This is a genomic window from Acinetobacter sp. NS-4 (assembly GCF_037402435.1).
Taxonomy (GTDB): domain Bacteria; phylum Pseudomonadota; class Gammaproteobacteria; order Pseudomonadales; family Moraxellaceae; genus Acinetobacter.
Map to the genome: position 1 here is coordinate 58,391 of NZ_JBBEUE010000005.1, position 23,842 is coordinate 82,232.

The 23,842-nt window shown below is 40.3% G+C and carries 18 protein-coding genes; 3 read left to right on the forward strand and 15 right to left on the reverse strand.

Annotated features, from left to right (window positions below):
• Positions 1–10: 10 nt before the first annotated feature.
• From cysE to WAE57_RS05640, 14 genes are all read right to left on the reverse strand, one after another.
• Positions 11–820: a serine O-acetyltransferase gene (gene cysE, locus WAE57_RS05575; protein WP_086197918.1), complete on the reverse strand. Its 810-nt coding sequence runs from the start codon at positions 818–820 to the stop codon at positions 11–13.
• On the reverse strand, positions 813–1,670 hold the full coding sequence (locus tag WAE57_RS05580) for an RNA methyltransferase (RefSeq protein ID WP_337709001.1): 858 nt from the start codon (positions 1,668–1,670) through the stop codon (positions 813–815). Before WAE57_RS05580 ends, cysE begins: the two co-directional genes overlap by 8 nt.
• 33 nt (positions 1,671–1,703) lie before the next feature.
• Positions 1,704–5,273 carry a DNA polymerase III subunit alpha gene (dnaE, locus tag WAE57_RS05585; protein WP_337709002.1) on the reverse strand — a complete coding sequence of 1,190 codons (3,570 nt, stop codon included), beginning with the start codon at positions 5,271–5,273 and terminating at the stop codon, positions 1,704–1,706.
• 296 nt (positions 5,274–5,569) lie between these two features.
• Positions 5,570–6,265, reverse strand: coding sequence for a methionine ABC transporter permease (locus WAE57_RS05590; protein ID WP_237786495.1), 696 nt, complete (start codon positions 6,263–6,265; stop codon positions 5,570–5,572).
• Entirely contained in the window at positions 6,262–7,287 is a 1,026-nt protein-coding gene (locus WAE57_RS05595) for a methionine ABC transporter ATP-binding protein (RefSeq protein ID WP_237786494.1), read from the reverse strand. The genes WAE57_RS05590 and WAE57_RS05595 overlap by 4 nt, the downstream gene beginning before the upstream one ends.
• Before the next feature lie 73 nt (positions 7,288–7,360).
• Positions 7,361–8,233: a MetQ/NlpA family ABC transporter substrate-binding protein gene (locus tag WAE57_RS05600; RefSeq protein WP_337709005.1), complete on the reverse strand. Its 873-nt coding sequence runs from the start codon at positions 8,231–8,233 to the stop codon at positions 7,361–7,363.
• Between the two features lie 753 nt (positions 8,234–8,986).
• The gene (purD, locus tag WAE57_RS05605) at positions 8,987–10,270 is read right to left on the reverse strand and encodes a phosphoribosylamine--glycine ligase (RefSeq protein WP_337709007.1); all 1,284 of its coding nucleotides are present in this window, start codon (positions 10,268–10,270) and stop codon (positions 8,987–8,989) included.
• 130 nt (positions 10,271–10,400) lie between these two features.
• Positions 10,401–11,975, reverse strand: coding sequence for a bifunctional phosphoribosylaminoimidazolecarboxamide formyltransferase/IMP cyclohydrolase (gene purH / locus WAE57_RS05610; protein ID WP_337709009.1), 1,575 nt, complete (start codon positions 11,973–11,975; stop codon positions 10,401–10,403).
• A gap of 94 nt (positions 11,976–12,069) precedes the next feature.
• Positions 12,070–12,339, reverse strand: coding sequence for a DNA-binding transcriptional regulator Fis (gene fis, locus WAE57_RS05615; RefSeq protein ID WP_001086304.1), 270 nt, complete (start codon positions 12,337–12,339; stop codon positions 12,070–12,072).
• Positions 12,340–12,730: 391 nt separating this feature from the next.
• On the reverse strand, positions 12,731–13,606 hold the full coding sequence (locus WAE57_RS05620) for a DUF3426 domain-containing protein (RefSeq protein WP_237786489.1): 876 nt from the start codon (positions 13,604–13,606) through the stop codon (positions 12,731–12,733).
• 3 nt (positions 13,607–13,609) lie between these two features.
• A complete protein-coding gene (gene prmA, locus WAE57_RS05625) occupies positions 13,610–14,527 on the reverse strand; it encodes a 50S ribosomal protein L11 methyltransferase (RefSeq protein WP_337709011.1) in 918 nt (305 codons plus the stop codon).
• 133 nt (positions 14,528–14,660) lie between these two features.
• Positions 14,661–15,539 (reverse strand): bile acid:sodium symporter family protein, encoded by an 879-nt coding sequence (locus WAE57_RS05630; protein ID WP_337709013.1) that lies wholly within the window; start codon positions 15,537–15,539, stop codon positions 14,661–14,663.
• A 216-nt stretch (positions 15,540–15,755) separates the two neighbouring features.
• A complete protein-coding gene (locus WAE57_RS05635) occupies positions 15,756–16,646 on the reverse strand; it encodes a bile acid:sodium symporter family protein (RefSeq protein WP_337709015.1) in 891 nt (296 codons plus the stop codon).
• A 137-nt stretch (positions 16,647–16,783) separates the two neighbouring features.
• Positions 16,784–17,281 carry a hypothetical protein gene (locus WAE57_RS05640; protein ID WP_337709017.1) on the reverse strand — a complete coding sequence of 166 codons (498 nt, stop codon included), beginning with the start codon at positions 17,279–17,281 and terminating at the stop codon, positions 16,784–16,786.
• Between the two features lie 254 nt (positions 17,282–17,535).
• Between WAE57_RS05640 and mnmG the strand changes: the two genes are divergently transcribed.
• Positions 17,536–19,416 (forward strand): tRNA uridine-5-carboxymethylaminomethyl(34) synthesis enzyme MnmG, encoded by a 1,881-nt coding sequence (gene mnmG, locus WAE57_RS05645; protein ID WP_337709019.1) that lies wholly within the window; start codon positions 17,536–17,538, stop codon positions 19,414–19,416.
• Positions 19,417–19,459: 43 nt separating this feature from the next.
• Here mnmG and WAE57_RS05650 read toward each other — a convergent pair whose 3' ends face one another.
• Entirely contained in the window at positions 19,460–21,787 is a 2,328-nt protein-coding gene (locus WAE57_RS05650; protein ID WP_337709021.1) for an SIR2 family protein, read from the reverse strand.
• 372 nt (positions 21,788–22,159) lie between these two features.
• On the opposite strand from WAE57_RS05650, the gene mhpT reads away from it, so the two are divergent.
• Together mhpT and WAE57_RS05660 are read left to right on the forward strand one after the other, a co-directional pair.
• A complete protein-coding gene (gene mhpT, locus WAE57_RS05655) occupies positions 22,160–23,365 on the forward strand; it encodes a 3-(3-hydroxy-phenyl)propionate transporter MhpT (RefSeq protein ID WP_337709023.1) in 1,206 nt (401 codons plus the stop codon).
• Between the two features lie 118 nt (positions 23,366–23,483).
• Complete coding sequence (locus WAE57_RS05660) at positions 23,484–23,810, forward strand: hypothetical protein (protein WP_337709025.1); 327 nt, start codon at positions 23,484–23,486, stop codon at positions 23,808–23,810.
• Positions 23,811–23,842 lie beyond the last annotated feature (32 nt).

The window sequence follows — 23,842 nt, forward strand, 5'->3', positions numbered from 1 at the left end:
GATCAACTGGTTAAGCTTTAGATTGACTGCTTTGTGCTTCACATTCGCGGCGCACATCTTCAATGATTTTAAGTTCTTCAACACTGAAGGGCTGTTCATTTTGCTGCTGTTTTTTAAAAGTCGGATCAAGCAAAGATAAACGCTGGCATAAAGTATTCATGCGTTTTTCATTAAGTTGGATACGATCCAATAAAATACGCATGCCATCCAGAATCGGGTCGGACTGATCCGGTGTTGCTGCATAAGGCTGGAAACCAATACTTTCTGCATAATCACGACGACGCGCTTCTTCTGCATCTTTAGGCTGGTCTTTGGTAATAAAGCGCGCCGGATTACCGACAGCTGTGGTATTCGGTGGAACGGCTTTGGTCACCACGGCATTTGAACCGACCTTTGCATTTTTACCTACAGTAAATGGGCCGAGAATTTTTGCCCCGGCACCCACGACCACGCCATCTTCCAAAGTCGGATGGCGCTTGCCTTTATTCCAGGTGGTGCCACCTAGCGTTACGCCGTGATACAGGGTGACATCATCACCAATCTCGGCAGTTTCGCCAATCACTACGCCCATACCATGATCGATAAAGAAACGGCGGCCAATTTTCGCACCCGGGTGAATTTCAATGCCTGTGGCAAAGCGGCTAAAAGAAGACAGCAGGCGAGCCGAGCCTTTACACTCTTTTTGCCAAAGTTCATGAGCAACACGGTGCATAATCAGCGCGTGTATGCCAGGATAAGTGGTAAGAACTTCTAAAGTGTTTCGTGCTGCAGGATCGCGCGCGAATACAGCTTGTATATCTTCTTTGAGCTGCTTAAGCATTAGATTGATCCTCTGAAGAATCGGTTGTTTTGTCTGTAGATTTTTTCCATGTACCGTTATTTAACGCCTGTACACGGCTGAATATGCCACGAAGTAAATGATATTCCATACGATCTAATTGTATACGTCCAAATAATCGGCGCAAGCGTAAAGGCAATAATCGTGGGTTTTTCGGGTCCATAAATTCAATTTCAGCCAGCATTTTTTCAATATGCGGGTAAAACTGTTCCATTTGCTCATGGGTGACCAACGGTTCGTCCCATTGCATGTCAATACTGTCAGTCACGTGCATTGTTGCTTCAGGATCTTCCTTCTGCTCAGTCAACGCCATTGCTGCCATGCGCATTTCATAGCAAATCACCTGAATGGCTTGCGCAACATTGAGTACGCCGTAATCGTTATTGACTGGAATAGTGACGTGATAATTGGCCAGGGCTAATTCTTCATTGGTCAAGCCACGGTCTTCACGGCCAAAAATCACCGCAATTTCCTGTTTGTCTTGTACTACCGCTTGTAATGATTTTTCTGCCGCAGGTCGGGCATCCAGTAAAGGCCAGGGAATGGTACGGCTACGCGCACTGGTTCCAAAGACCAGATGGCAATCTTTAATCGCTTCTTCTACAGTGGGTACAATTTCAATCTGTTCAATCAGATCGGCTGCACCTGCGGCCAAGGCATCAATATCCGGATGCGGATAGGTTTTGGGCGCGACCAGTACCAGCTTGGATAGGCCCATGGTTTTCATTGCACGTAATGCGCTACCAATATTGGCTGGCAAGGTAGTATTAACCATGACAATACGCACATGGGAGAGATGTGCGGAAACCACAGCATTGTCAACTTGACTCATAATGTGTCCGATTTGAATTTAAATATTTAAAAATTAAGAATATTGACTGGCTTCAGCCTGATACATGTCCATCGCATCATCCATGCTCACATTGGCTGGAGGCGGCGGGACATTGGCAGGCCTGGCCTGTTCGTAACTGACGGCTTTGGCTGCTTTGGATTTAACCTGATATTCAATATGAATCACTTCTTTGCCAAAATAGTCACGTAATTTCGCCAGCAGTTCATCCAGTGGTGCCACGTTCCAGTTCAGGCCCAAGTTGATATCAGCAGAGGCATAGGAATAATCAATCTGTAATTGCATCGGGATATGATTACACATGTCGACATTACAGAATGGCGTTAAAATCTTGCGTAAATCCTGACTCAGTGAAGCGGTGAGATGTTCCGGGTTCAGCTTGATCTGAATGCTGTTGGCACGTTTTTGACGGATTTCATTCAGGCTAAAGGCTTTGGTCAAGCGTCCCATAGGGCGGTCAAAACCTTCACGCTCGTATATTTCGCCTTCAATCACCACTACTTTTTCATTCTGGATGATGTCTTTAAAACGCTGGAAACGTTCATGATTGGCCGACACTTCAATACGTGCTGTACCATCATCTAGAGTCACTATCATCCGGTTCGGGAAATTGGCGATATCTACAACCAAACCGGCAAATACGGTGGTCACACCACGACGGGTCGGGGTCAGTTCATTAATACGGACTGGAATAAAAGATTTGAGTTCCGGACGATACACATCAATCGGGTGGCCAGTTAAGTACAGGCCTAAGGTATCTTTTTCACCTTTGAGGCGGACTTCATCAGACCACGGTTTTACCGGTTTTGATGGTTTACGCTGAACTTCTTCAACTTCACCAAACAAATCCATAATACCGGTTTCACGGTTCGAGCGTGCCTGTTCAGCGGCTTGTACCGCTTCAGGGAGCTGTGCCATTAAATCTGCACGTTCAATCCCCAAACAATCCATAGCACCTGCACGAATCAGCGCTTCGAGGGTACGTTTATTGATTTTCTTTAAATCGACCCGGTGGCAGAAGTCAAATAAGTCTTTATAGGGGCCATCACTGACACGCGATTCAATCACCGACTGCATTGCTGCTTCACCCACGCCTTTGATCGCACCCAAACCATAGACAATGGTATTTTCGCTACTGGCATGGAATTGATAGATCGACATGTTCACCGAAGGTGGAAGCACTTCCAAATTGTTATGACGGCAGTCATCAATCAGGAACACCACGTTGTCGGTGTTCTGCATTTCCGAAGTCATGACCGCTGCCATAAATTCAGCCGGATAATGCGCTTTTAACCAGGCGGTTTGATAGGCAACCAGGGCATAGGCGGCGGCGTGTGATTTGTTAAAACCATAGCCGGCGAATTTTTCCATATAGTCGAAGATATGGTTGGCGGTCGCTTCATCAATATCTTTTTCAGCAGCACCCTTAATAAAGATTTGGCGTTGCTTGACCATTTCTTCAGGTTTTTTCTTACCCATGGCACGGCGCAGTAAATCCGCACCGCCCAGGCTATAACCGGCACAGAACTGCGCAGCCTGCATGACCTGTTCCTGATACACCATAATTCCGTAAGTCGGCTCTAGTACGCCTTCTAACAGTGGATGTAAATATTCAAACTCACCACCATGCATACGATGGATAAAGTCAGGAATAAGATCCATTGGACCCGGCCGGTACAAGGATACGAACGCGATAATCTCTTCAAACTTACTTGGGCGTGCTTCCTTGAGCATTTTTTTCATGCCCACGGATTCAAACTGGAATACTGCCGTGGTGTTGGCAGAAGCGAAAATTTCGTAAGCTGCTTTATCATCCAGCGGAATATAGGAAATATTTACCGGCTCGCTAATATCAGCACGTGCATTGATATGCTGAATCGCATCTTCAATTACGGTGAGGTTACGCAGGCCCAAGAAGTCGAATTTGACCAGACCGGCCGATTCAACGTCGTCTTTATCGAACTGCGCCACACGTCCTGTACCATCGGCATCACACATGACTGCTGAATAGTCGGTGAGTTTGGTCGGTGCAATCACCACACCACCGGCATGTTTACCGGTATTACGGGTAATGCCTTCAAGTTTCAGAGCCATTTCCCAAATTTCAGCGGCATCATCGTTGTCAGGATTGGATGGATTGGTGACAATGTCTTTCAGCTGTGGCTCGGCTTCTATGGATTCTTCCAGACTTAAACCTAAAGGCTTGGTGGGAATCATTTTAGAAATACGGTCAGCCAAACCATAGGATTTACCCAGAACACGTGCTACGTCACGGATTGCACCTTTAGCAGCCATCGTACCGAAGGTTGCAATTTGCGATACCGCATCGTGACCATATGTACGAGCTACATATTCAATCACGCGGTCACGACCGGCAATACAGAAATCGACGTCAAAGTCGGGCATCGATACACGTTCCGGGTTCAAGAAACGTTCGAACAGCAGGTCATAGCGCAGAGGATCAAGATCGGTAATCTTTAAGCTATATGCAACCAGTGAACCTGCACCTGAACCACGACCCGGACCCACAGGTACGCCGTTACCTTTAGACCACTGAATGAAGTCCATCACGATCAGGAAGTAGCCCGGGAAACCCATGTCGAGAATAATCTTCACTTCAAAGGCTAAACGCTCGTCATAAGGTTTGCGGATTTCTGGCCAGTCTTCATCGCGCTTTTCAGGCGGATAAAGAAAGTTAAGTCGTTCTTCCAGACCTTGTTCGGACAAATGGGCAAAATAGGTATCAATGGTATGGCCTTCCGGAATCGGGTAGTCCGGTAAGTCATTAAAGCCTAAGCGTAAAGTGACGTTACAACGCTTGGCAATGTGGTAGGTATTTTCAATCGCTGTTGGAATATCTGAAAATAGTTCAGTCATTTCCACAGCGGTTTTAAAGTACTGTTCAGGGCTATAGGTTTTAGGACGGCGGTTATCACCCAATACATAACCATCGGCAATACAGACCCGTGCTTCGTGGGCTTCAAAATCATCACGTGTAATAAAGTGCACATCGTTATGGGCGACTACGCCAATATTGTATTTTTTTGCAAGTTTGACGGCTTCTTCAATAAAGGCATCTTCATCAGGGCGGTTGGTGCGAGTCAAAGCCAAATAAACCCGATTGCCAAATTTTTCAATCCATTCCTGAAGGAGGGGTTCAGCCTTATCTGGATTTGATGTGATCAGCATTTTGCCGACATCAGATTGCATGCCCAATAGCACAATCAGGTCTTGATGCTGATCTAAAATCCAGTCTTTTTGCACACAAGGAATATCAAGTTGCTGCCCTGAAATAAAACCTTCAGAAACCAGTTCGGTCAGACTGCGCCAGCCTTTGTTGGTCATGGACAACAAGGTCACGCGATGTTCAGCATTATTCAGGCGGATTTCTGAACCTAAAATGGGTTTAATGCCTTTATCGAGACATTTTTTATAAAATTTTACTGCGGCATGCAGGTTGGATAAATCTGTTAATGCGAGGGCAGGCATATCTTCATTTGCTGCAGCTTTGACTAAGTCAGGTATACGTACGATCGATTCTGTAATTGAAAATTCTGTATGAATACCAAGATGAACAAAGTGCATAAATGAGTCCCTGCAAAAACCACTGGATAGTTTAGCATGCTCTAGGAAAAGTCATGGACTAATATTTAGCTAATTCAAGTTCAAATTTTATTTTTTGGCTGGAAAAATAGCCGGGATTCCTCAGGAAATTAAAACCTCATCGCTGCAACAAAATGAAATGGATTTTAGAATTTTGAGTTCTCTATCAAGGCTAGAAGATGGAGTGTGTAACGATCCGCTTATTCAGATTTATATTTTTGATAAAAAAAGCCCTCCATGTGGAAGGCTCTTAAATGTGGGGGATTAAGGTTATAACGTTATCTTAAACGTGACAGCCATTCACCAAAGGTTTGTACAAATTGCACCAGCAATAATAGCACAATCACGGTCAAAATCACCACACTGGTATCAAAGCGCTGATAACCATAAGAAATGGCAAGATCACCAATACCACCGGCACCGACCGCACCCGCCATTGCAGTGGCACCAATCAGGCTGATGGTGGCAGTGGTCAGGTTTAAAATCAGTGAACTGCGTGCTTCAGGCAAAATAAACTTGAAAATAATTTGCAGTGGCGAAGCACCCATGGCTTGTGCTGATTCGATAATGCCTTCATTCACTTCAAGCAATGAAGTTTCAATCAATCGGCCCATATAAGGACCAATATAAATGGTCAGCGGCACAATTGCGGCCCATGTACCAATTGATGTCCCCACCAGCAATTTGGTCAGTGGAATAAAAGCAATCAGCAAGATAATAAAAGGCAGTGAACGCAGCGCATTTACAATCGGGTTTAAGCCATGATAAATCACCCGGTTTGGCAGAATGCCTGCCGGACGGGTCACCAATAAAATGATGGCCTGGATAAAGCCCCAGATACAACCAAACAGCATGGCAAAAAACACCATATGAAAGGTTTCTTGCAATGCTGTCACAAATTGATCAATCGACAGCGAACTTTTCCAGTAAGGTGCCGTGATTTCTGTCAGCCATTGAACGAACAAATCTCTCATGCGCTGACTCCAGATTGCTCAACTTTGACACCATTTTGCTTGAAAAATGCAACAGTCTGTTCAATTACAGCAGGTTCACCTAAAAGCTGTATAAACATTTGTCCAATCACTGAACCGTTAATTTCAGTCATATTGGCAAACAAGATATTCAAGCTGATATCAAACTGTTTAATCGCTGCCTGTACCACGGTTTCTTGCGCAGAAGTACCCAAAAATTGCAGGCTATAAATGCTGTTATGATTTTTGTTTTCCAGGCTATTTAAAATGTTTACCGGTAACTGTTGTTGCAATACAGTTTGAATAAAATTCTTGGTGGTAGGATGCTGTGGCTGACTGAAAATTTCTAGTGTCGAACCCGTTTCGATGACCTGACCTTGTTCCATTACCGCAACATAATCACACACAGATTCAATCACGTCCATTTCATGGGTCACCATGACAATGGTAATGCCTTGTTCTTTATTAATCTTTTTAAGCAAATCTAAAACAGACTTGGTGGTTTGCGGATCCAGTGCAGAGGTCGCTTCATCACAGAGTAGAATTTTAGGATGATTGGCAAGGGCACGGGCAATACCGACACGCTGTTTTTGACCGCCAGACAGTTCATCCGGATAAGCATCTTTTTTATGCTTAAGATCAATAAACTCGAGCAATTCTGCCAAACGCTTTTCACGATCGGCTTTGCTCCAGCCCAACAATTTCATTGGCATTTCTATATTGGCTGCTACAGTTTTGCTCTGCAACAAATTAAAATGCTGAAAGATCATGCCAATGTTGGCGCGTTCCTGACGTAATGAACGTGCATTTAATGCGGTAAAATCTTTTTGATTAATGATGACTTGACCATCATTTGGTCGTTCGAGCAAATTAATCAGGCGGATTAAGGTACTTTTACCCGCACCACTATAGCCAATAATGCCAAAAATACTGCCAGCTGGAATCTGTAAATTAATTTGATCCAGGGCACGAATTGTTTGACCTTTAAGCTGATAGTGTTTTGAAATATTTTTAAATTCAATCATATGGTCAAAAACTATCTATAAAAAGAAAAACAGGCAAAGAAGCTTTGCCTGTTTAGATGAACCAATTATATTACTATTTTGCTTCAGTGAGATAGCTAATCGGTTTATTTACGTCAACTTTAGTACCACCAAACTTTTCCTGAACGTATTTGTTCACTGCTTCCGTATGGTAAAGCGCGCCCACTTTTTTTAGTACAGGGTCATTTTGACGACCTTCTGCAACGGCAAGAATGTTGACATTTATTTTTGTGCTTTGGTCTACTGGCTCATAGTAAATAGAGTCTTTCAGTACATTTAAGCCACCTTCCATTGCTAGGGTATTACCCAGGACAATCGCGTCGACTTCATCTTTTACACGTACTGCAGTGGCCATCTGAATCGGTTTAATTACAATCTTTTTATTGTTTTCAACAACATCGGCAGGGGTACCTTTTACGTTGTCAAAATTAGCTTTTAATTTTACCAAACCGGCAGATTGAAGTAACAATAATGCACGTGATTCATTTGCACCATCGTTAGGAATGGCAATGGTTGCACCGGTTTTGAATTCATCCAGTTTCTTCACTTTACTTGAGTAAATACCCATTGGTTCCAGGTAAGTGGTAGAAAGCGGAGCAATCTTGTCTTTATTGGATTCGTTGAAAGCAACCAGATAAGCATAAGACTGGAATGCATTCACATCAATTTCTTTATTTGCAACAGCAGTGTTCATAGACACATAATCGGTGAAGTTTTTCACTTCAAGTTTAATGCCGGCAGCTTTGGTTTCTGGAAGTGTCGCAATATAACGCCAGATTTCAGCATCAGAACCTGTAGAAGCCATAGTGACAGTTTGCAGACCATTTGCGTCTTTCGTTTGAGCTGCATCATTTGCAGGTGCTTCCTGTTTACCACAGCCAGACAAGCCAACTGAAAGACCTAAAATAAGACCAAGGAGCTTTTTCATGTATATGTCCTAGTAAATTTAATTTGGCGATAAATTTACGAATATGTCATTGGAGAGATTAAATCAAGTGTGAATCAGATTAACTGATTGATGCAGGTGACTTTAAAATGTCCTTTTCATCAACGCAATTGGATATCAGTAGCATCATGGAGAGAGGTTTTTTTGTTTGAATAAAGCAAATTGCTGTAATCAAACAATTTTCATGATGACTTATTCCTAAAAATTGGACACATCATAACAATTTTTTTTTATGCATAATAGTGATTATAAATCCGATATTTAGCTTAATTTTGTATAATAAAGTGAGGCGTTTTTATAAATTAACTCATAAAACAATAGATTAAATTTATTGAAATGAGTAAAACTGATAATTAAAAAAATTTTGTTTCTATATAAATTTTTTGAAAATACAAAGCTGAAAAAGGGATAATGATAAAAAATTTTTAATTGTTTGGTATTGATTCATTTTCTAAAAGATAAAGTTCATTAATTAACATAAATTCTCGTATTTGCTTTTTGTAGTGTTTATTGATTTCTCCGTGCGCGCGTTCATTTCTATATGCTGTAAAAATGTTAGTGAACAAGCGTCCTATAGCATTTGATACCTCTTCATTATATTGTTTACTCGATAGAAGTAGGGCCTTTTCTATATTCTGTTGTGTTTGAAGCATAAATCCTAAGACTTCTAAACAATCTTGAGTATAGCAAGTAAAAAACCCGCACTAGGCGGGTTTTTTTGCTGAATTAAATCAATCAAGCATTTTCACGTGCAATCGCACGGTAACCAATATCTTTACGATATTGAACGCCGTCGAAAGTTACTTTTTGGCAAAGCTCTAAAGCTTTAGCTTGTGCTTCACCAATGGTATTCCCCAGTGCGGTCACACAAAGTACGCGGCCACCAGCGGTTACGATTTCGCCTTTTTCATTGGCTTTTGTACCAGCATGGAAAACTTTGGCATCTGTCATTTCAGTATCTAGGCCTGAAATCACATCACCATTGCTTGAAGTTTCAGGGTAGCCTTTAGATGCAAGCACGATGCCTACAGTCTTGCGCTCATCCCATTCAGCTTCTGCAGGAAGGTTACCTGCAATACCTGCTTCAACCAGATCCACCAAAGATGATTTCAGACGCATCATGATTGGCTGGGTTTCAGGATCACCGAAACGACAGTTAAACTCGATCACTTTTGGTTGACCTTGTTCATCAATCATCAAACCGGCATACAAGAAACCTGTATAAACATGACCATCTTTTTTCATGCCTTCAACGGTTGGACGCATCACTTCATTCATGGTTTTTTCGAATACATCCGCAGTAACAACTGGAGCAGGAGAGTATGCACCCATGCCGCCTGTGTTAGGACCTTGATCGCCTTCAAAAATGCGTTTGTGATCTTGAGACGTTGCCATTGGTAGAATGTTGTCGCCATCAATCATACAAATGAAAGACGCTTCTTCACCGGCAAGGAATTCTTCGATCACAACACGAGAACCAGCATCGCCAAATTTATTGCCCGCCAGCATGTCATCAATGGCATCAAATGCTTCTTGATTGGTCATGGCAACAATCACGCCTTTACCCGCAGCAAGACCATCAGCCTTGATTACAATCGGCGCGCCATTTTTTTCAACAAATGCTTTTGCTGCATCGACTTCGGTAAATACATCATAAAAAGCAGTTGGAATGTTGTGGCGTTTTAAGAAATGCTTGGCAAATGCTTTAGAGCCTTCAAGCTGCGCTGCAAATTGAGTTGGGCCCCAAACTTTTACACCAGCTGCACGGCAGGCATCAACAACACCGTTTACTAGCGGCGCTTCAGGACCCACAATCACCAGTTCAACTGCATTATTTTTTGCGAAATCGATAATCGCAGCATTGTCTAGAATGCTTAAATTCACGTTTTCACATTTATTTTCAGTTGCTGTTCCAGCATTACCGGGTGCAACAAAAACTTTAGCGACTTTTTCATCCTGAGCGATTTTCCATGCCAATGCATGTTCACGACCGCCATTACCCAAAACTAAAATATTCATCGGTTCATACTCCATGAATCGAAAATGACATAAAGTCCTCAGCCTAAAAATAGGAGAGGACTTTATGCAAGATTAGAAATCTGTTTTAAACCACATGTATGGCTTTGTCATTACATTCTAAGCTGTGTACTTAGTGGCGGAAGTGACGCATGCCAGTGAAGACCATTGCAATGCCAGCTTCGTCAGCCGCTGCAATTGTTTCTTCATCACGCATTGAACCGCCCGGTTGAATAATGCATTTGATACCCACTTTTGCAGCGTTATCAATACCATCACGGAATGGGAAGAATGCGTCAGACGCCATTACAGCACCTTCAACTACGAGTCCGGCATGTTCCGCTTTGATTGCAGCAATACGAGCTGAGTTTACGCGGCTCATTTGACCTGCGCCCACACCAATAGTTTGACGGCCTTTCGCATATACAATTGCGTTAGATTTAACGTATTTCGCAACTTTCCAGGCAAAAATCATATCGTCGATTTCAGCTTCAGTAGGTGCACGTTTAGTCACAACTTTAAGGTCATCTTTAGTGATCATGCCTAAATCTTGATCTTGTACTAACAAACCACCATTTACGCGTTTATAGTCAAGTTGAGATTGGCGTGCATCAATTGCAGGAAGCTCACCACATACCAGTACACGTACGTTTTTCTTCGCACCTGTTACTTCTAAAACACCTTCAGCGATGCTTGGTGCAATAATCACTTCAACGAATTGACGGTCAACAATCGCTTGTGCAGTTGCCACGTCTAATTCACGGTTAAAAGCAATGATGCCACCGAATGCAGATTCAGGGTCAGTTGCATAAGCTAAATCGTAAGCAGCTTTAATGCCGTCTAGAGATACTGCAACGCCACATGGGTTTGCGTGTTTTACAATCACACATGCAGGTTTAGCAAATGATTTAACACATTCAAGCGCTGCATCTGTATCTGCAATGTTGTTATAAGATAATTCTTTACCTTGTAACTGTTTAGCAGTTGAAACAGAAGCTTCTGTTGCAGTTGACTCTACATAGAAAGCAGCTGATTGATGTGGGTTTTCACCATAACGAAGATCTTGTGCTTTGTTCAATTGTGTATTGAAAGTACGCGCAAACTTGTCTGCTTGACCTTCTTCTTTACCAACGCGAGCGCCAAGGTAAGAAGCAATCATGCCGTCATATTGAGCTGTATGTTCAAAAGCTTTCACTGCTAAGTCAAAACGGGTTGCATGAGATAAAGCACCTTCAGCTTTAAGCTCAGCTACCACAGTTGCATAGTCAGAAGCATTTACTACAATGCCTACAGAAGCATGGTTTTTCGCAGCAGCACGAACCATTGTTGGACCACCGATGTCGATATTTTCGATCGCATCAGCAAGTGAACAGTTTGGTTTTGCAACAGTCGCAGCAAACGGATAAAGGTTTACAACCACCAAATCAATTGCATCGATGTTGTGTTCTGCCATCACAGCTTCATCTAGACCACGACGAGCCAGAATACCACCATGAATTTTCGGATGTAGCGTTTTTACACGGCCGTCCATCATCTCTGGGAAACCAGTGTGCTCTGAAACTTCAACTACGGCAACATTGTTGTCTTTTAACAACTTGTAAGTACCACCCGTAGATAAAATTTCTACCCCAAGAGCAGCAAGGTCTTGTGCAAACTCAACAATACCAGTCTTGTCAGAAACAGAGATTAAAGCGCGTTTAATAGTCATGATCTTCGTCACAGTTTTCAAAGGAACAGATTAAAACAAATAGGCAAAATACAGGTAAAAAAAATGCCTGCGGAAGCCGCAAGCATTTTATCATTTATTCACTCATTAAACCGTGAGCTTTTAACTTTTTACGTAAAGTACCACGGTTTAGTCCGAGAATCTCGGCAGCACGAGTCTGATTGCCACGCGTATACTCTAGAACTACAGACAAAAGAGGCTTCTCCATTTCTGCCAGCACCATGTCATACACCTGAGAGGGTTGCTCGCCTTGCAATTGTGCAAAGTAGTGGCGAACTGCGCGATCTACGTGAATACGAAGAGCGACATCAGATTGTGCAGTAAAAATAGGAGACTTGCTATTCATGCGAATTAATCCGAAAAATCAAATATCACTTGGGTAAAGAGATATATAAAAGTGGTCTATAGAAATTCAATGAGTTCTAGTTTTAGATCCTAAAACTAGAACTCTAAAACTTGATCATTTAGCTTGCCACAACTCGACGTTTCTGATCGAAATTTAAGCGTAACAATAGATTAATATTTGTTACCACTCAAAATCAAAACAAAAAAATCTACTCTATACGCTATATTTAATAAAGCGCATTTCAGTTAGACGATTTTGTTGTAAAAATTTTCGAGGAGTTTGCAGCACTAAGCTTTCGTGGCGCGTATCATAGCATTGTCTAAGAAAAAGTGAGCAAGAAAACTGCATTTTTTTTACATTTTTTTGTATTTTTTAATAGTTTTTTTTAATTTTACGGACGAATTATTTCTAAACTATAAGTGTCAAAGCTTTTACGTGCCACCGGAACACTAAATTTGAATTTAAAAGGACTATTCTGGGGAATTCGTTGTATCCCTTGCAGGCTGCTGATCAAATATTCAGAAGGTATAAAGGAATAAGTAGATATGGTTTGACCATTCTCTTTCAAATTTACCCGAATAATAGGAAGTGCCAAACTTTGGGTGTGGTAGTTAATCAATTCGCCTGTGAACTGGGTTTGTTGTTTGGAAATTTGTTTAACCTTTAGCTTGTTGGTGGAAATAAGATGATAATTCTGTTCCATAATTGAACAGCTAAAGCTCTGGCAGACAGTGTTAAATAGCGCACTAAATACCGGGCTATTATTTAAAATTTTCGGGTTAAACCAAAAAAACTGCAAAATAAGTAAACTGACTAAGCATAAGTTAATCGTTCCCCATAAAACATAGTGCCACGCACCATATTTTTTCTCTTGTTCGGCTTTTTCTGACCAATTCAGTGTAGGGTAATTACCAATAGGTTCGGTACTAAAATAATTTAAGTTATTGAGATAGGTTTTTAAATCAATATTCGAGTTTTCAACTTTACGGTCGAAAATGTTTAATAAATGTTGTTCTACGTGTGGATGGCTAATGAGCTGATCGGGAGACAATTCATTGGATGAATGTGTTTCTCGCTTGAGATTTAACGAAGAACTAGCAGGAGGAGTAGAGGAAGTATCTTCTTTCTCTACTACCAGATGGTTCAATGCATTAAAATTGGTCGAGCATTTTGCACAACAAACCATGCCCCGAGCAACTGTAAGTTGAGCCACAGAGACTTTGTACTTGGTCAAACAGTTAGGGCAGGAGGTTTGTTTTTCGCTCATAGTCTATTCAAGATTTGTAGGGGTATTTTGGCGTTTACCCGAAATTCGACACCAATGTTCTTCACGTTTTTCGACTTGCAGTATATCAAAAAATTCAGAATAAACACTAGAAACATCAGCAACTTGCTCTTCTAATATGCCGGCAAGTGCGAACTCTCCCTCAGATTTAACCAAAGTTGCGAATTCAGGCGCAAGGGTCATTAACGGGCCTGCAAGAATGTTGGCAACAAACACATCGGCTTTTTGATTTTTAAGTTCTTCATTGAACTCATCCGGTAAACCTACAAACAGGTTCTCCAGTACACCATTCAATTCAGCATTTTGTTGGGTTGCTAAAACAGCTTGAGGGTCAATATCAGTCGCATAGACTTTTTTAGCACCCAGCAATAAAGCAGCCACGCCCAAAATGCCTGAACCGCAGCCATAATCGATCACAATTTTATCTTTCACATCGGTCTTGCCTAACCATTGCAGGCAAAGAAAGGTACTTGCGTGGTTGCCGGTACCAAACGCCAGGCCTGGATCAAGCTTGATATTTACGGCATCGGCTTCAGGAGCTTCCATCCATTCAGGCACAATCCAGTATTTCTCGGCAATCTGGATCGGTTCATAAGCATCCATCCAGGTACGTTCCCATTCCTGATCTTCAAGAAATTCATAACGTACTGGTGCTTCAGGCATTTGAGCAGTAATAAAGGTAATCAGTGCATCAACATCAATTTTTTCGTCATCTTCCTGAGCATAGATGCCGGTCACAATGACTTTGTTCCAGAGTGGAGTTTCACCTGGAAGTGGTTCAAGCAAGTCCTGATTTTCAGCATCATCTAAAGTTACGCTCACTGCACCTAATGAACTTAATAGTGTTTCAGTGAAATCGACTTGAGCTTGCTCAACAGTAATATGAATTTGTAACCACTTCACGGAGATAACCTAAATTTGTCTTTATAAAGATGCCATTGTAACGGAACTTGGGCTGAAACAACTATATATTGATAAAAACTATCCTGAAAAAGAAAAGGACGTCCATGTACGTCCTTTTTTTATGGAAGCTGAATCAGGTGGGGATAGCGGCCGCTGGATGAGCTGCGAATTTATTCAAAAGCATGCCAAATAGCCCGGCAAAGATATACATAAAAATAGAATATACCGCAGCTGGCATGGCTATGGTGGAGTTGGCCATAACGGTAAGCGCAATGGTCATGGCCAGAGTACTGTTGTGGATGCCAATTTCAAATGCACAGGCACGCGCCTGGGCACTATTAATGCCAAGTAGCCGAGGCACGAAATAACCAATACACAGGCTAAACATACAGAACAGTGCAGTAGCTGCTCCCACTTGAGTCAAGTACTCAGCAATATTCTGACGTTCACTCACAATAGCACCAATAATAATTGATATTAAAAATATGACAGCGAATATACGTAGCGGCTTATTTAATTTTTCTGTGAAATGTGGAGCATAGTGGCGAATCAGCATGCCTATACAGACCGGGATGATGATAATGGCAAAGACCTGAATAATTTTACTGAATTGAAGATTGATTTGCTGAGCGTCTTGCATGAAATGTGCAATAGAAAAATTTACAATTAAAGGTAGTGTTATGGCTGCAATGACTGAATTGATTGCAGTTAAGGTAATATTCAGTGCAATATCACCCTTGAACAGATAGCTAAACAAGTTGGCTGTGCTGCCACCAGGTGAAGCTGCAAGCAGCATTAGCCCTACCGCAAGTAATGGGGGAAGCGCCAAAACCTTGCAGATCACAAATGCAATACTGACCAGTACAACCAGTTGGCAAAATAGCGTAATTAAAACGGCTTTAGGATGTTTGCTGACTCGGGCAAAGTCTTTGGGGGTTAACTCCAGTCCCAAGCCCACCATAATAATAGCCAGTGCTAAAGGTAGTAAAATGGTAATGATCCCTGAATCCATGTGAAATCTCCTTTTTTATTTATTTTTCTTGATTTAAGTTTGTACTGATTTTTTCTATGTAACTATATATAACTATCCCGATTGAATAGAAATATGAACACATATGCAATACAGGTTACTGCTCCTGTTTTACATAAATGTATAAATTGAATTTATTTTTTATAGGGGGGGTGCAATATGCTCTATTGAGGCATTTTTCAACAGGGCAGATGTATTTTAACTATTTAAAGTATGTGCGTTACTTTTATTGAGCAGTTGGGGATTTTTGTTCAGGATATAACCAAATGCAAAGGCAAACACATACATAAAAATAGTATAAATTCCTGCCGGAATGGCAATCGTAGTATTTGATAACACGGAAAGTGCAATAGTCAGCGCAAAACCTGTATTGTGAATCCCCACTTCAAAGGTACATGCTCGTGCCTGCCTATCGGAAATTCCTGCTAAATGGGGAACCAGATAACCCACTAAAAAACTGATGAGGCAAAACAATGCCATGGCAATGCCAATCTCGGAAAAATATTCAGTGAGATGAAGCCTTTCTTTATAGAGCGCATACAAGAAAATCGAAATTAAAAAGATGACTGAAAAAAATCGCATAGGTTTATTGAGTTGTAATGCGGTTTTTGGCGTATACGAACGAATCAGCATACCTAAACAAACCGGAACAAAAATAATTAAAAAGACCTGAGTGATTTTTTCAATAGGCATGGCAAAGCTTTGAGACTCGCCTAAAAAATAATGCATGGATAAATTGACAATAAAAGGCAGGGTAAAGGTGCAAATAATAGAATTAAGGGCTGTAAGGGTAAGGTTTAAGGCCACATCTCCCTTAAAAATATAGCTAATCAAATTTGCTGTAGGGCCACCAGGAGAAGCAGCAAGCAACATTAAGCCAATAGCTAAAAGTGGAGATGGCTTAAATAAAATACAAATAAAAAATGCAACGCCCACCAAAATGACTTGTTGTGAAAATAAAGCTAAAAAAATAGCTTTGGGGTGATAACGGATACGAAGAAAATCTTTAACTGTAAGTTCAAGTCCTAAGCCCACCATCATGAAGGCAAGTATAAGAGGTAAAAAAAGGGTAAAGAGTCCTGAATCCATGGAATATCCTTTTTTGTTTTTATCTTTTGATATCCTTAGAGTTTAAACAAGATTTTTAAATAAGCAATATATGAAACGGGTAAAATTCAAGTATTTTACCCGTTAATAATTTGAATTAAATTAACTTTTTATGGAGATTACTGCGGTTGCATCTCAGGTTGTGACTGCATTTGAGGCTGAGTTTGCATTTCAGGTTGTGATTGCATCTGATGTTGCATTTGTGGTTGTGACTGCATCTGTGGTTGAGATTGTTGCATTTGCATTTGCATTTGCATTTGTGATTGAGAAGGACGAGGTGGCATATAGCCTAAAGCACATTTACCTTTCATTTCGCTACCATTAATGGTTGCTGTTGTTGCTTTGTTATCTCCATTACTACATGTGGAGTAAAGTTCGGGTTCATCTCCCCTAATAGACGCATTTTTTGAAGAAGGGAAGAATTGGGTTTCACACGTACCATTCCAGATCACAGCACGGTAGGCAAAAGTGACTGGCGTTCCCTGAGATTTACCTTTACAGACCTGCTGGTACTTTTGCGCATTATAATCCGTGTCAGACTTGGCATTGACCGAAGCTGCAAATGAGGCGAAACATAAACCGCAGAGCATTGAAGAGAGGAAAATATTCTTATTCATCTTTGATACCTTTGTTTGTAATGTACCACCTGTTTAGCTTAAAAAATAATCAAATTAAAACAATGCGAATCAAGTAAATATTGAAGATTAAATGTTTCATTTCTATAGTAGGTCTGAAAAGCAAGATTACATTGCAACATTAGCAGAGTGAAAATCAATTCATTGCTCAGTGAGAAATTCGACTCATTTTGTCAACTTATTTTGCTCAGTTTTGATATAATACTCCGTCATCATTTTTTATCTCTCAAACCATTATGCATTATCCTAAAGTTTACGATGTCATTGTTATCGGTGGCGGTCACGCAGGTACCGAAGCAGCTCTCGCTGCAGCGCGTATGGGTCGACAGACTTTGCTCTTAACTCACAACATTGAGACTTTAGGGCAGATGAGCTGTAACCCGGCCATTGGTGGTATTGGTAAATCTCACCTGGTACGTGAAATTGATGCCTTGGGTGGTGCAATGGCATTGGCTGCCGATAAAGGCGGTATTCAGTTCCGTATTTTGAACTCACGTAAAGGTGCGGCAGTACGTGCAACGCGTGCACAGGCTGACCGAATCCGTTTTAAAGCGGCAATTCGTCATACCCTGGAAAATCAGGCCAATCTGGATATTTTCCAGCAAGCTGCAGATGACTTGATTGTTGAAGGCGATACCGTTAAAGGTGTGGTTACGCAAATGGGTATTCGCTTTGATGCGAAAACTGTTGTGTTAACCACGGGTACTTTCTTGGGCGGTGTAATTCACATTGGTCTAAACAATGCATCAGGTGGTCGTGCGGGTGATCCTCCATCCATTTCATTGGCTGCGCGCTTACGTGAATTGAACTTGCCGGTAGGTCGTTTAAAAACAGGTACGCCGCCACGTATTGATGCACGTTCGGTTGATTTCTCTGTCATGACACCACAGCCGGGTGATTTCCCGTCTCCGACCATGTCATTCATGGGTGATGCGTCTATGCACCCTGAACAGATCAATTGCTATATTACCCATACCAATGAACGTACCCACGACATTATTCGTGGCGGACTCGACCGCTCACCGATGTATACCGGTGTGATTGAAGGTGTAGGTCCACGTTACTGCCCATCGATTGAAGATAAAATTCATAAATTTGCCGATAAAGACTCGCATCAAGTGTTCTTGGAGCCTGAAGGTCTGGATACGCATGAGCTTTATCCAAACGGTATTTCTACTTCGTTGCCGTTTGATGTGCAGTTTGAATTGGTTCGTTCTATCCGCGGTATGGAGAATGCACACATTCTTCGTCCGGGTTATGCGATTGAATATGATTACTTCAATCCGCAATCTTTAAAGTTCTCGCTTGAAACCAAATCGATTAATAACTTGTACTTCGCAGGTCAAATCAACGGTACAACCGGTTATGAAGAAGCCGGTGCACAAGGTTTATTGGCTGGCTTGAACGCTGCACGCCGTGCATGGGATCAGGAACAATGGACACCTAAGCGTGATGAAGCGTACATGGGTGTACTGGTTGATGATCTGATTACACTCGGTACCAAAGAACCGTACCGGATGTTTACCTCACGTGCGGAATACCGTTTGATGCTGCGTGAAGACAATGCCGATCAGCGTTTAACTGCCATTGGCCGTGAAATGGGGCTGGTGGATGATGAGCGTTGGGCATCTTACTGTGAAAAAATGGAAGCGGTAGAAACAGAAAAAGGCCGCTTGCAACACCTTTGGGCTGCGCCAAACAATCCGATGGGTAAAAAATTCGTTGAAATGACTGGTGCAGATCTGTCTAAAGAATGTTCTGCTATTGATTTGTTAAAACGTCCTAACATCAGCTTTGCTCAAATTGCGGAACTTACAGGTTCAGAAGTTTCTGCGTTTGTGGGTGAGCAAATTGAAATTGCGGTGAAGTACGAAGGTTATATCAACCGTCAGCAAGAAGATGTAGCGCAAATGAAGCGTCTGGAAGAAACACGCATTCCAGCAGACTTTGATTATGATGTGGTTTCAGGTTTGTCTCGTGAAATTACTCTTAAACTGAAAGATGTGCGTCCTGAAACATTGGCTCAAGCAAGCCGTATTCCAGGCGTAACACCAGCAGCTGTTCAATTGGTGATGATTACTATTCGTAAGAATAATCAGGCGAAAAAATCTGCTTAAGATTTTTAGTAAAAAAAAGCCTGCGATATGCGGGCTTTTTTATTTAAGGGGCTTTATCTACTTTTTCTTCTTTGGTTTTGAGGCGATCTAGAAGTTCAATGAACCATTGTTCATTGCGGACATTATAAAGGTCATCATTTTTATTAAATTTATAGGATGAAATAGGTATATTCAGGTTTTCACTAATCAATAGGTATTCTTTAGCTTTTTTTTGATCATTAATGAGTGAGTAGTAACATCCTAATAAATGGCTTATAGAATTATCTTCATTGTATATTTCAAGCCATAGTTTTGAAGCTGAAGCTAAGAATGTTTTATTTTTTATAAGTTTGCCTAACTCGAATAAAGCTATAGAGTAATTCTTTGTTAGGTATAGATTTTTGATATCTAAATATTTTTCATGGTATTTAAGTGTTTTGTGATATAGATCTTCATTATTTTTAATTTGTGCTAGAGCTAATTGGGCTGCTCCATAATTTACTATTAGATTAATGTTTTCAGGGTGTGAAACAAGTTCTATTTTACAATAGTTGATACTTTTCTTAATTCTATTTTCATCACTTTGTAATTTTGCTATGCTGATAAGTGAAGCGCTATAATTAATAATAGTTGTAATATTTTCGGGTTCTAGCTCTAAGGATTTTTCTAATAGCTCAATGGATTCTTCTAGATATTGATTAGAATCTGTTGTGGCTATCTTAGAAAACTCATATAGTGCATTTGCATATGAGTTTATCGTATCGAGATGGTTTGGTTTTAATTGTAAAACCTTATTGTATAGTTCTAATGTTCTTCTTATATAGATATTTTTTTTATTAATTTTAGCTAAGTGATATAAGATGTTAGCATTTTCAATTAAGCATAAATAATCATTTGGTGATATTTTTATAGCTTTTTCGATCTGTTCTAAAGCATTAAGAAATAAACCTTCGTTTTGTTTGTATATTGCTAGTTTCCTAAGTGATATTGCATAAGCACATAGGGTGTAAATATTATCAGGCTCGATTTTTAGTGCATTTTCAAAAAGTTTAAATGACTTTTCATAGAGGTCTTCACTATAGTGGTGTGCAGCAAATTTGGTTAATGCTAAAGCATATCTTCCTATAATTGTTACATCTTTAATATTAGAATTTATATCAAAGCATTTTTCATAGAATGAGAGTGATTTTTGAATACGCTCTCTCTCATCAGATAGCATTAATTGATAAGCGACTTGAGAATATGCTTGGTAAAAGTTAGGCTCTAGCTCAATTGCTTTGTTGAAAAAAGTATTAAACTGTGACTCATTCTTATTTAAGAAGGTTAAAGATTTTCCTAAGTATGCTGATGCGATAATCTTGGTAATTGGTTTAATAGATAAGTCTAGATTTTTAACTTGATTGATAACGGCTTCAAATTTTTTAGCATGTAGAAGTTCCACTAATTTTATTATGGTAATAGTAGGTTTATTGGCATCAGCAATAGCTAACGTTTTCTTGGTATCTTCTAGTATGTCAATTTCACTATCTGATGTAGGTAAAGGAAACTGATTTACAACCTCACAAACACCTTTTAAGTGTTTAATTGGATCTTTAAATAATTCGGTCGGGAAACATTTTAGTTCTATTGCAAGTTCTAGAAGAAATCGATCTGCATCTTGTTCGCCAATAAAGTTGCGATGATTTGGATTTATCTCAATGAATTCTTTAACATTATTATTAGGTTCTTTAGAATAATCAATCCAAAATAAGCGATGTTGACCAATAAAATTTTCTTCTACTAATTTAAAGAAAGCATCAGCGCCACCGCTATAGCCAATAAATAATGTGGGAGAATTATTGATAGTATTTTTAATAAAAGTTTTTAATTTTTCGGCTTGTTTTTCTGTATCAATATCTGAGTTTGCGAGCTGAAAGCCACTCCATTGGCCATGAAGGTGAATAATAGATTGATTAGGGATGGCACTAAAGTATTCTTCTGATAAAACTTTAAGATCATAAGTTGGTGGATAGAAATTATCTAAGCTACATGCACGATTAAGAATATTGTCAAAGTTAAACGTTAAAACTTTACCAAGATAGCCATTTTTTAAAAGACTTGATAAGGCAATATGTGCCCAATTAATTTTAGATTTTTTAATATGTTTTTCAATTAAGTTTTTTTGTTCGCTTGGTACGAGTTGACTCATGCAAGCGCCATAATCTTTCCTCTGCTCATCATTGAGTGATTTAAGGTGGCCTTTAAATCTCTTGTTAATTTCGCTTATAAGTTCGTTTGCCAATGGCATTCCAGCACTTTTTGAACAACCAGCTCCAGTAAAGACAACTAAAGGAGTTCCTTGTTTTTTGCTATCTCTTATAATCTTTGCAATATCTTTAACTGAAAAGCTCATTTTATAAATTATTAAAAAATATAATTTTTTTATTATATGAAATCTAAATCAATTTAACACTGCTTTTTCTCTTAGTAAAAACCCGCTGAATGCGGGCTTTTTATCGTTTAATTTTAAACCATTGCTTTTGACTATGGTTTAATCATAAATAACTACCGAAAACATAAGTATTTGAAAATGTAGATTAAATTATAAAAATAAGATTTAAAAAGTCTTTTTATTTAATCTTTTAAGTCTAATTCAATGAATATCTGTTGTAGTGAGGGACAATAAACCCGACCATTGTAGTGGTATTTATTTGAAAGGATTGATCTGAAAATAGCGAAGCAAATTGCTGCAGGGTAATTTGCTTACTATGGACGGAGTTCAATCATGGCACAAATACAAACAGCTAAAATGCAGAAATTCTTAACGGTGTTTCTGTGTTTTTGGGTCGCATTTTTTGAGGGTTTTGATCTTCAAGCCCCCGGTATTGCAGCAAAAGGAATTGCTGAAACATTTGCTCTAGACCAGGTGCAAATGGGCTATGTATTTAGTTTAGGTGTTTTTGGGATGTTGTTTGGCGCATTCTTTGGCGGCCGAGTAGCGGATTATTTAGGTCAAAAGAAAGTTTTAATGCTTTCAATTGCAATTTTCGGCCTATTTATGTCACTCACTGCAATTGCGCCGAGTGTTGAAATTTTATATGCAGCGCGCTTCTTTACCGGCTTAGGCTTGGGTGCAGCAATGCCAACCATGATTTCCGTGGTAGGTGATGAAGCGAGTGAAGCCAATCGCGGTAAATTGAATAGCTTGATGTATTGCGGATTACCAGTAGGTGCAATTTTTGTTGCGGGTTTGGCTATCTTATTTAAAGATATTTCTTGGCATACGCTTTTCCTGATTGGAGGCTTGGCGCCATTAGCACTGCTCCCATTCATGGCAATGATTCTTAAAGATAAGCATAAGGAGGTTGCTGTTGAGCAAGCCGCGACTGAAGTTGTTCCATCTATGGTGCAGGTATTGTTTAAGCATCAGCAATATAAATATACGATGCCGCTTTGGGTAGGTTTCTTCTTTACCCTGATGATCAATTATATTTTGATTAGCTGGTTACCTAATTTGCTGATGGAGCAAGGCTTGGAAAAACCACAGGCTTTCATGGTGATGCTGGTATTCCAGGTAGGCGCTGTAATTGGTACTCTGGCTTTGGGTTATTTGCTGGACCGTTTAAAACTGTGGCAGATGGCAGCAATTATCTATAGTGGTTTATTTATTGCCCTTGTATTGTTATTTACTTCTACCTCTATTCCAGTACTTGTTCTGGCCGGGTTTATGGGCGGGATTTTCTCGACAGGTGGCCAATCAATTTTGTATGGCATTTCACCGATTTTCTATTCGGGCACAGGTAAAGTGACAGGCGTGGGCAGTGCGATTTCTTTGGGTCGATTAGGTGCCATGACTGGGCCATTATTGACAGGGAAAATCTTGGCGATCGGCTTGGGAACTTCGGGGATTTTAATGGCAAGTTTACCTGCTGTGGTCATTTCAGCAGTGGCTGTGACTGCGTTATCGCGTTATAAATCGGCACATAAATAAATTTGTAAATTTTATAAAAGGGAATCCTCGAGATTCCCTTTTTTTATTGAGGATTTTTAAGGATTCACTTTACTGGAGTTTGTTAATATAGTCGGATAGAAAACTGAATCTAAATGTTATGAGCTATCAACTGATCGAACTCGATATTCAAGCCACAGATAATATCCAATGTCCACACTGTCAGCAGCAGGTGATCAATTGGGCTGAAGAGCAATATATACAACCCTGCGAGCATGTATTATTTGTCGCCATGGATATTGGTTTTGAATATATGACTGATGAATTTGAGCAAACCATGCCACGTTGTGTAGATGATTTGCATGCTCATGATGATCAGGTGAATATGTTTGCCGAAATTGCCAAATCAACTTATCAGGATTATGTGATTTTTAAGTCTGATCTGGGGGTGGAGGGATATTTTCGTTATATAGGTTTTACTGCCTGAATAGTGTCTAATAAAAAAGCTCCCGAAGGAGC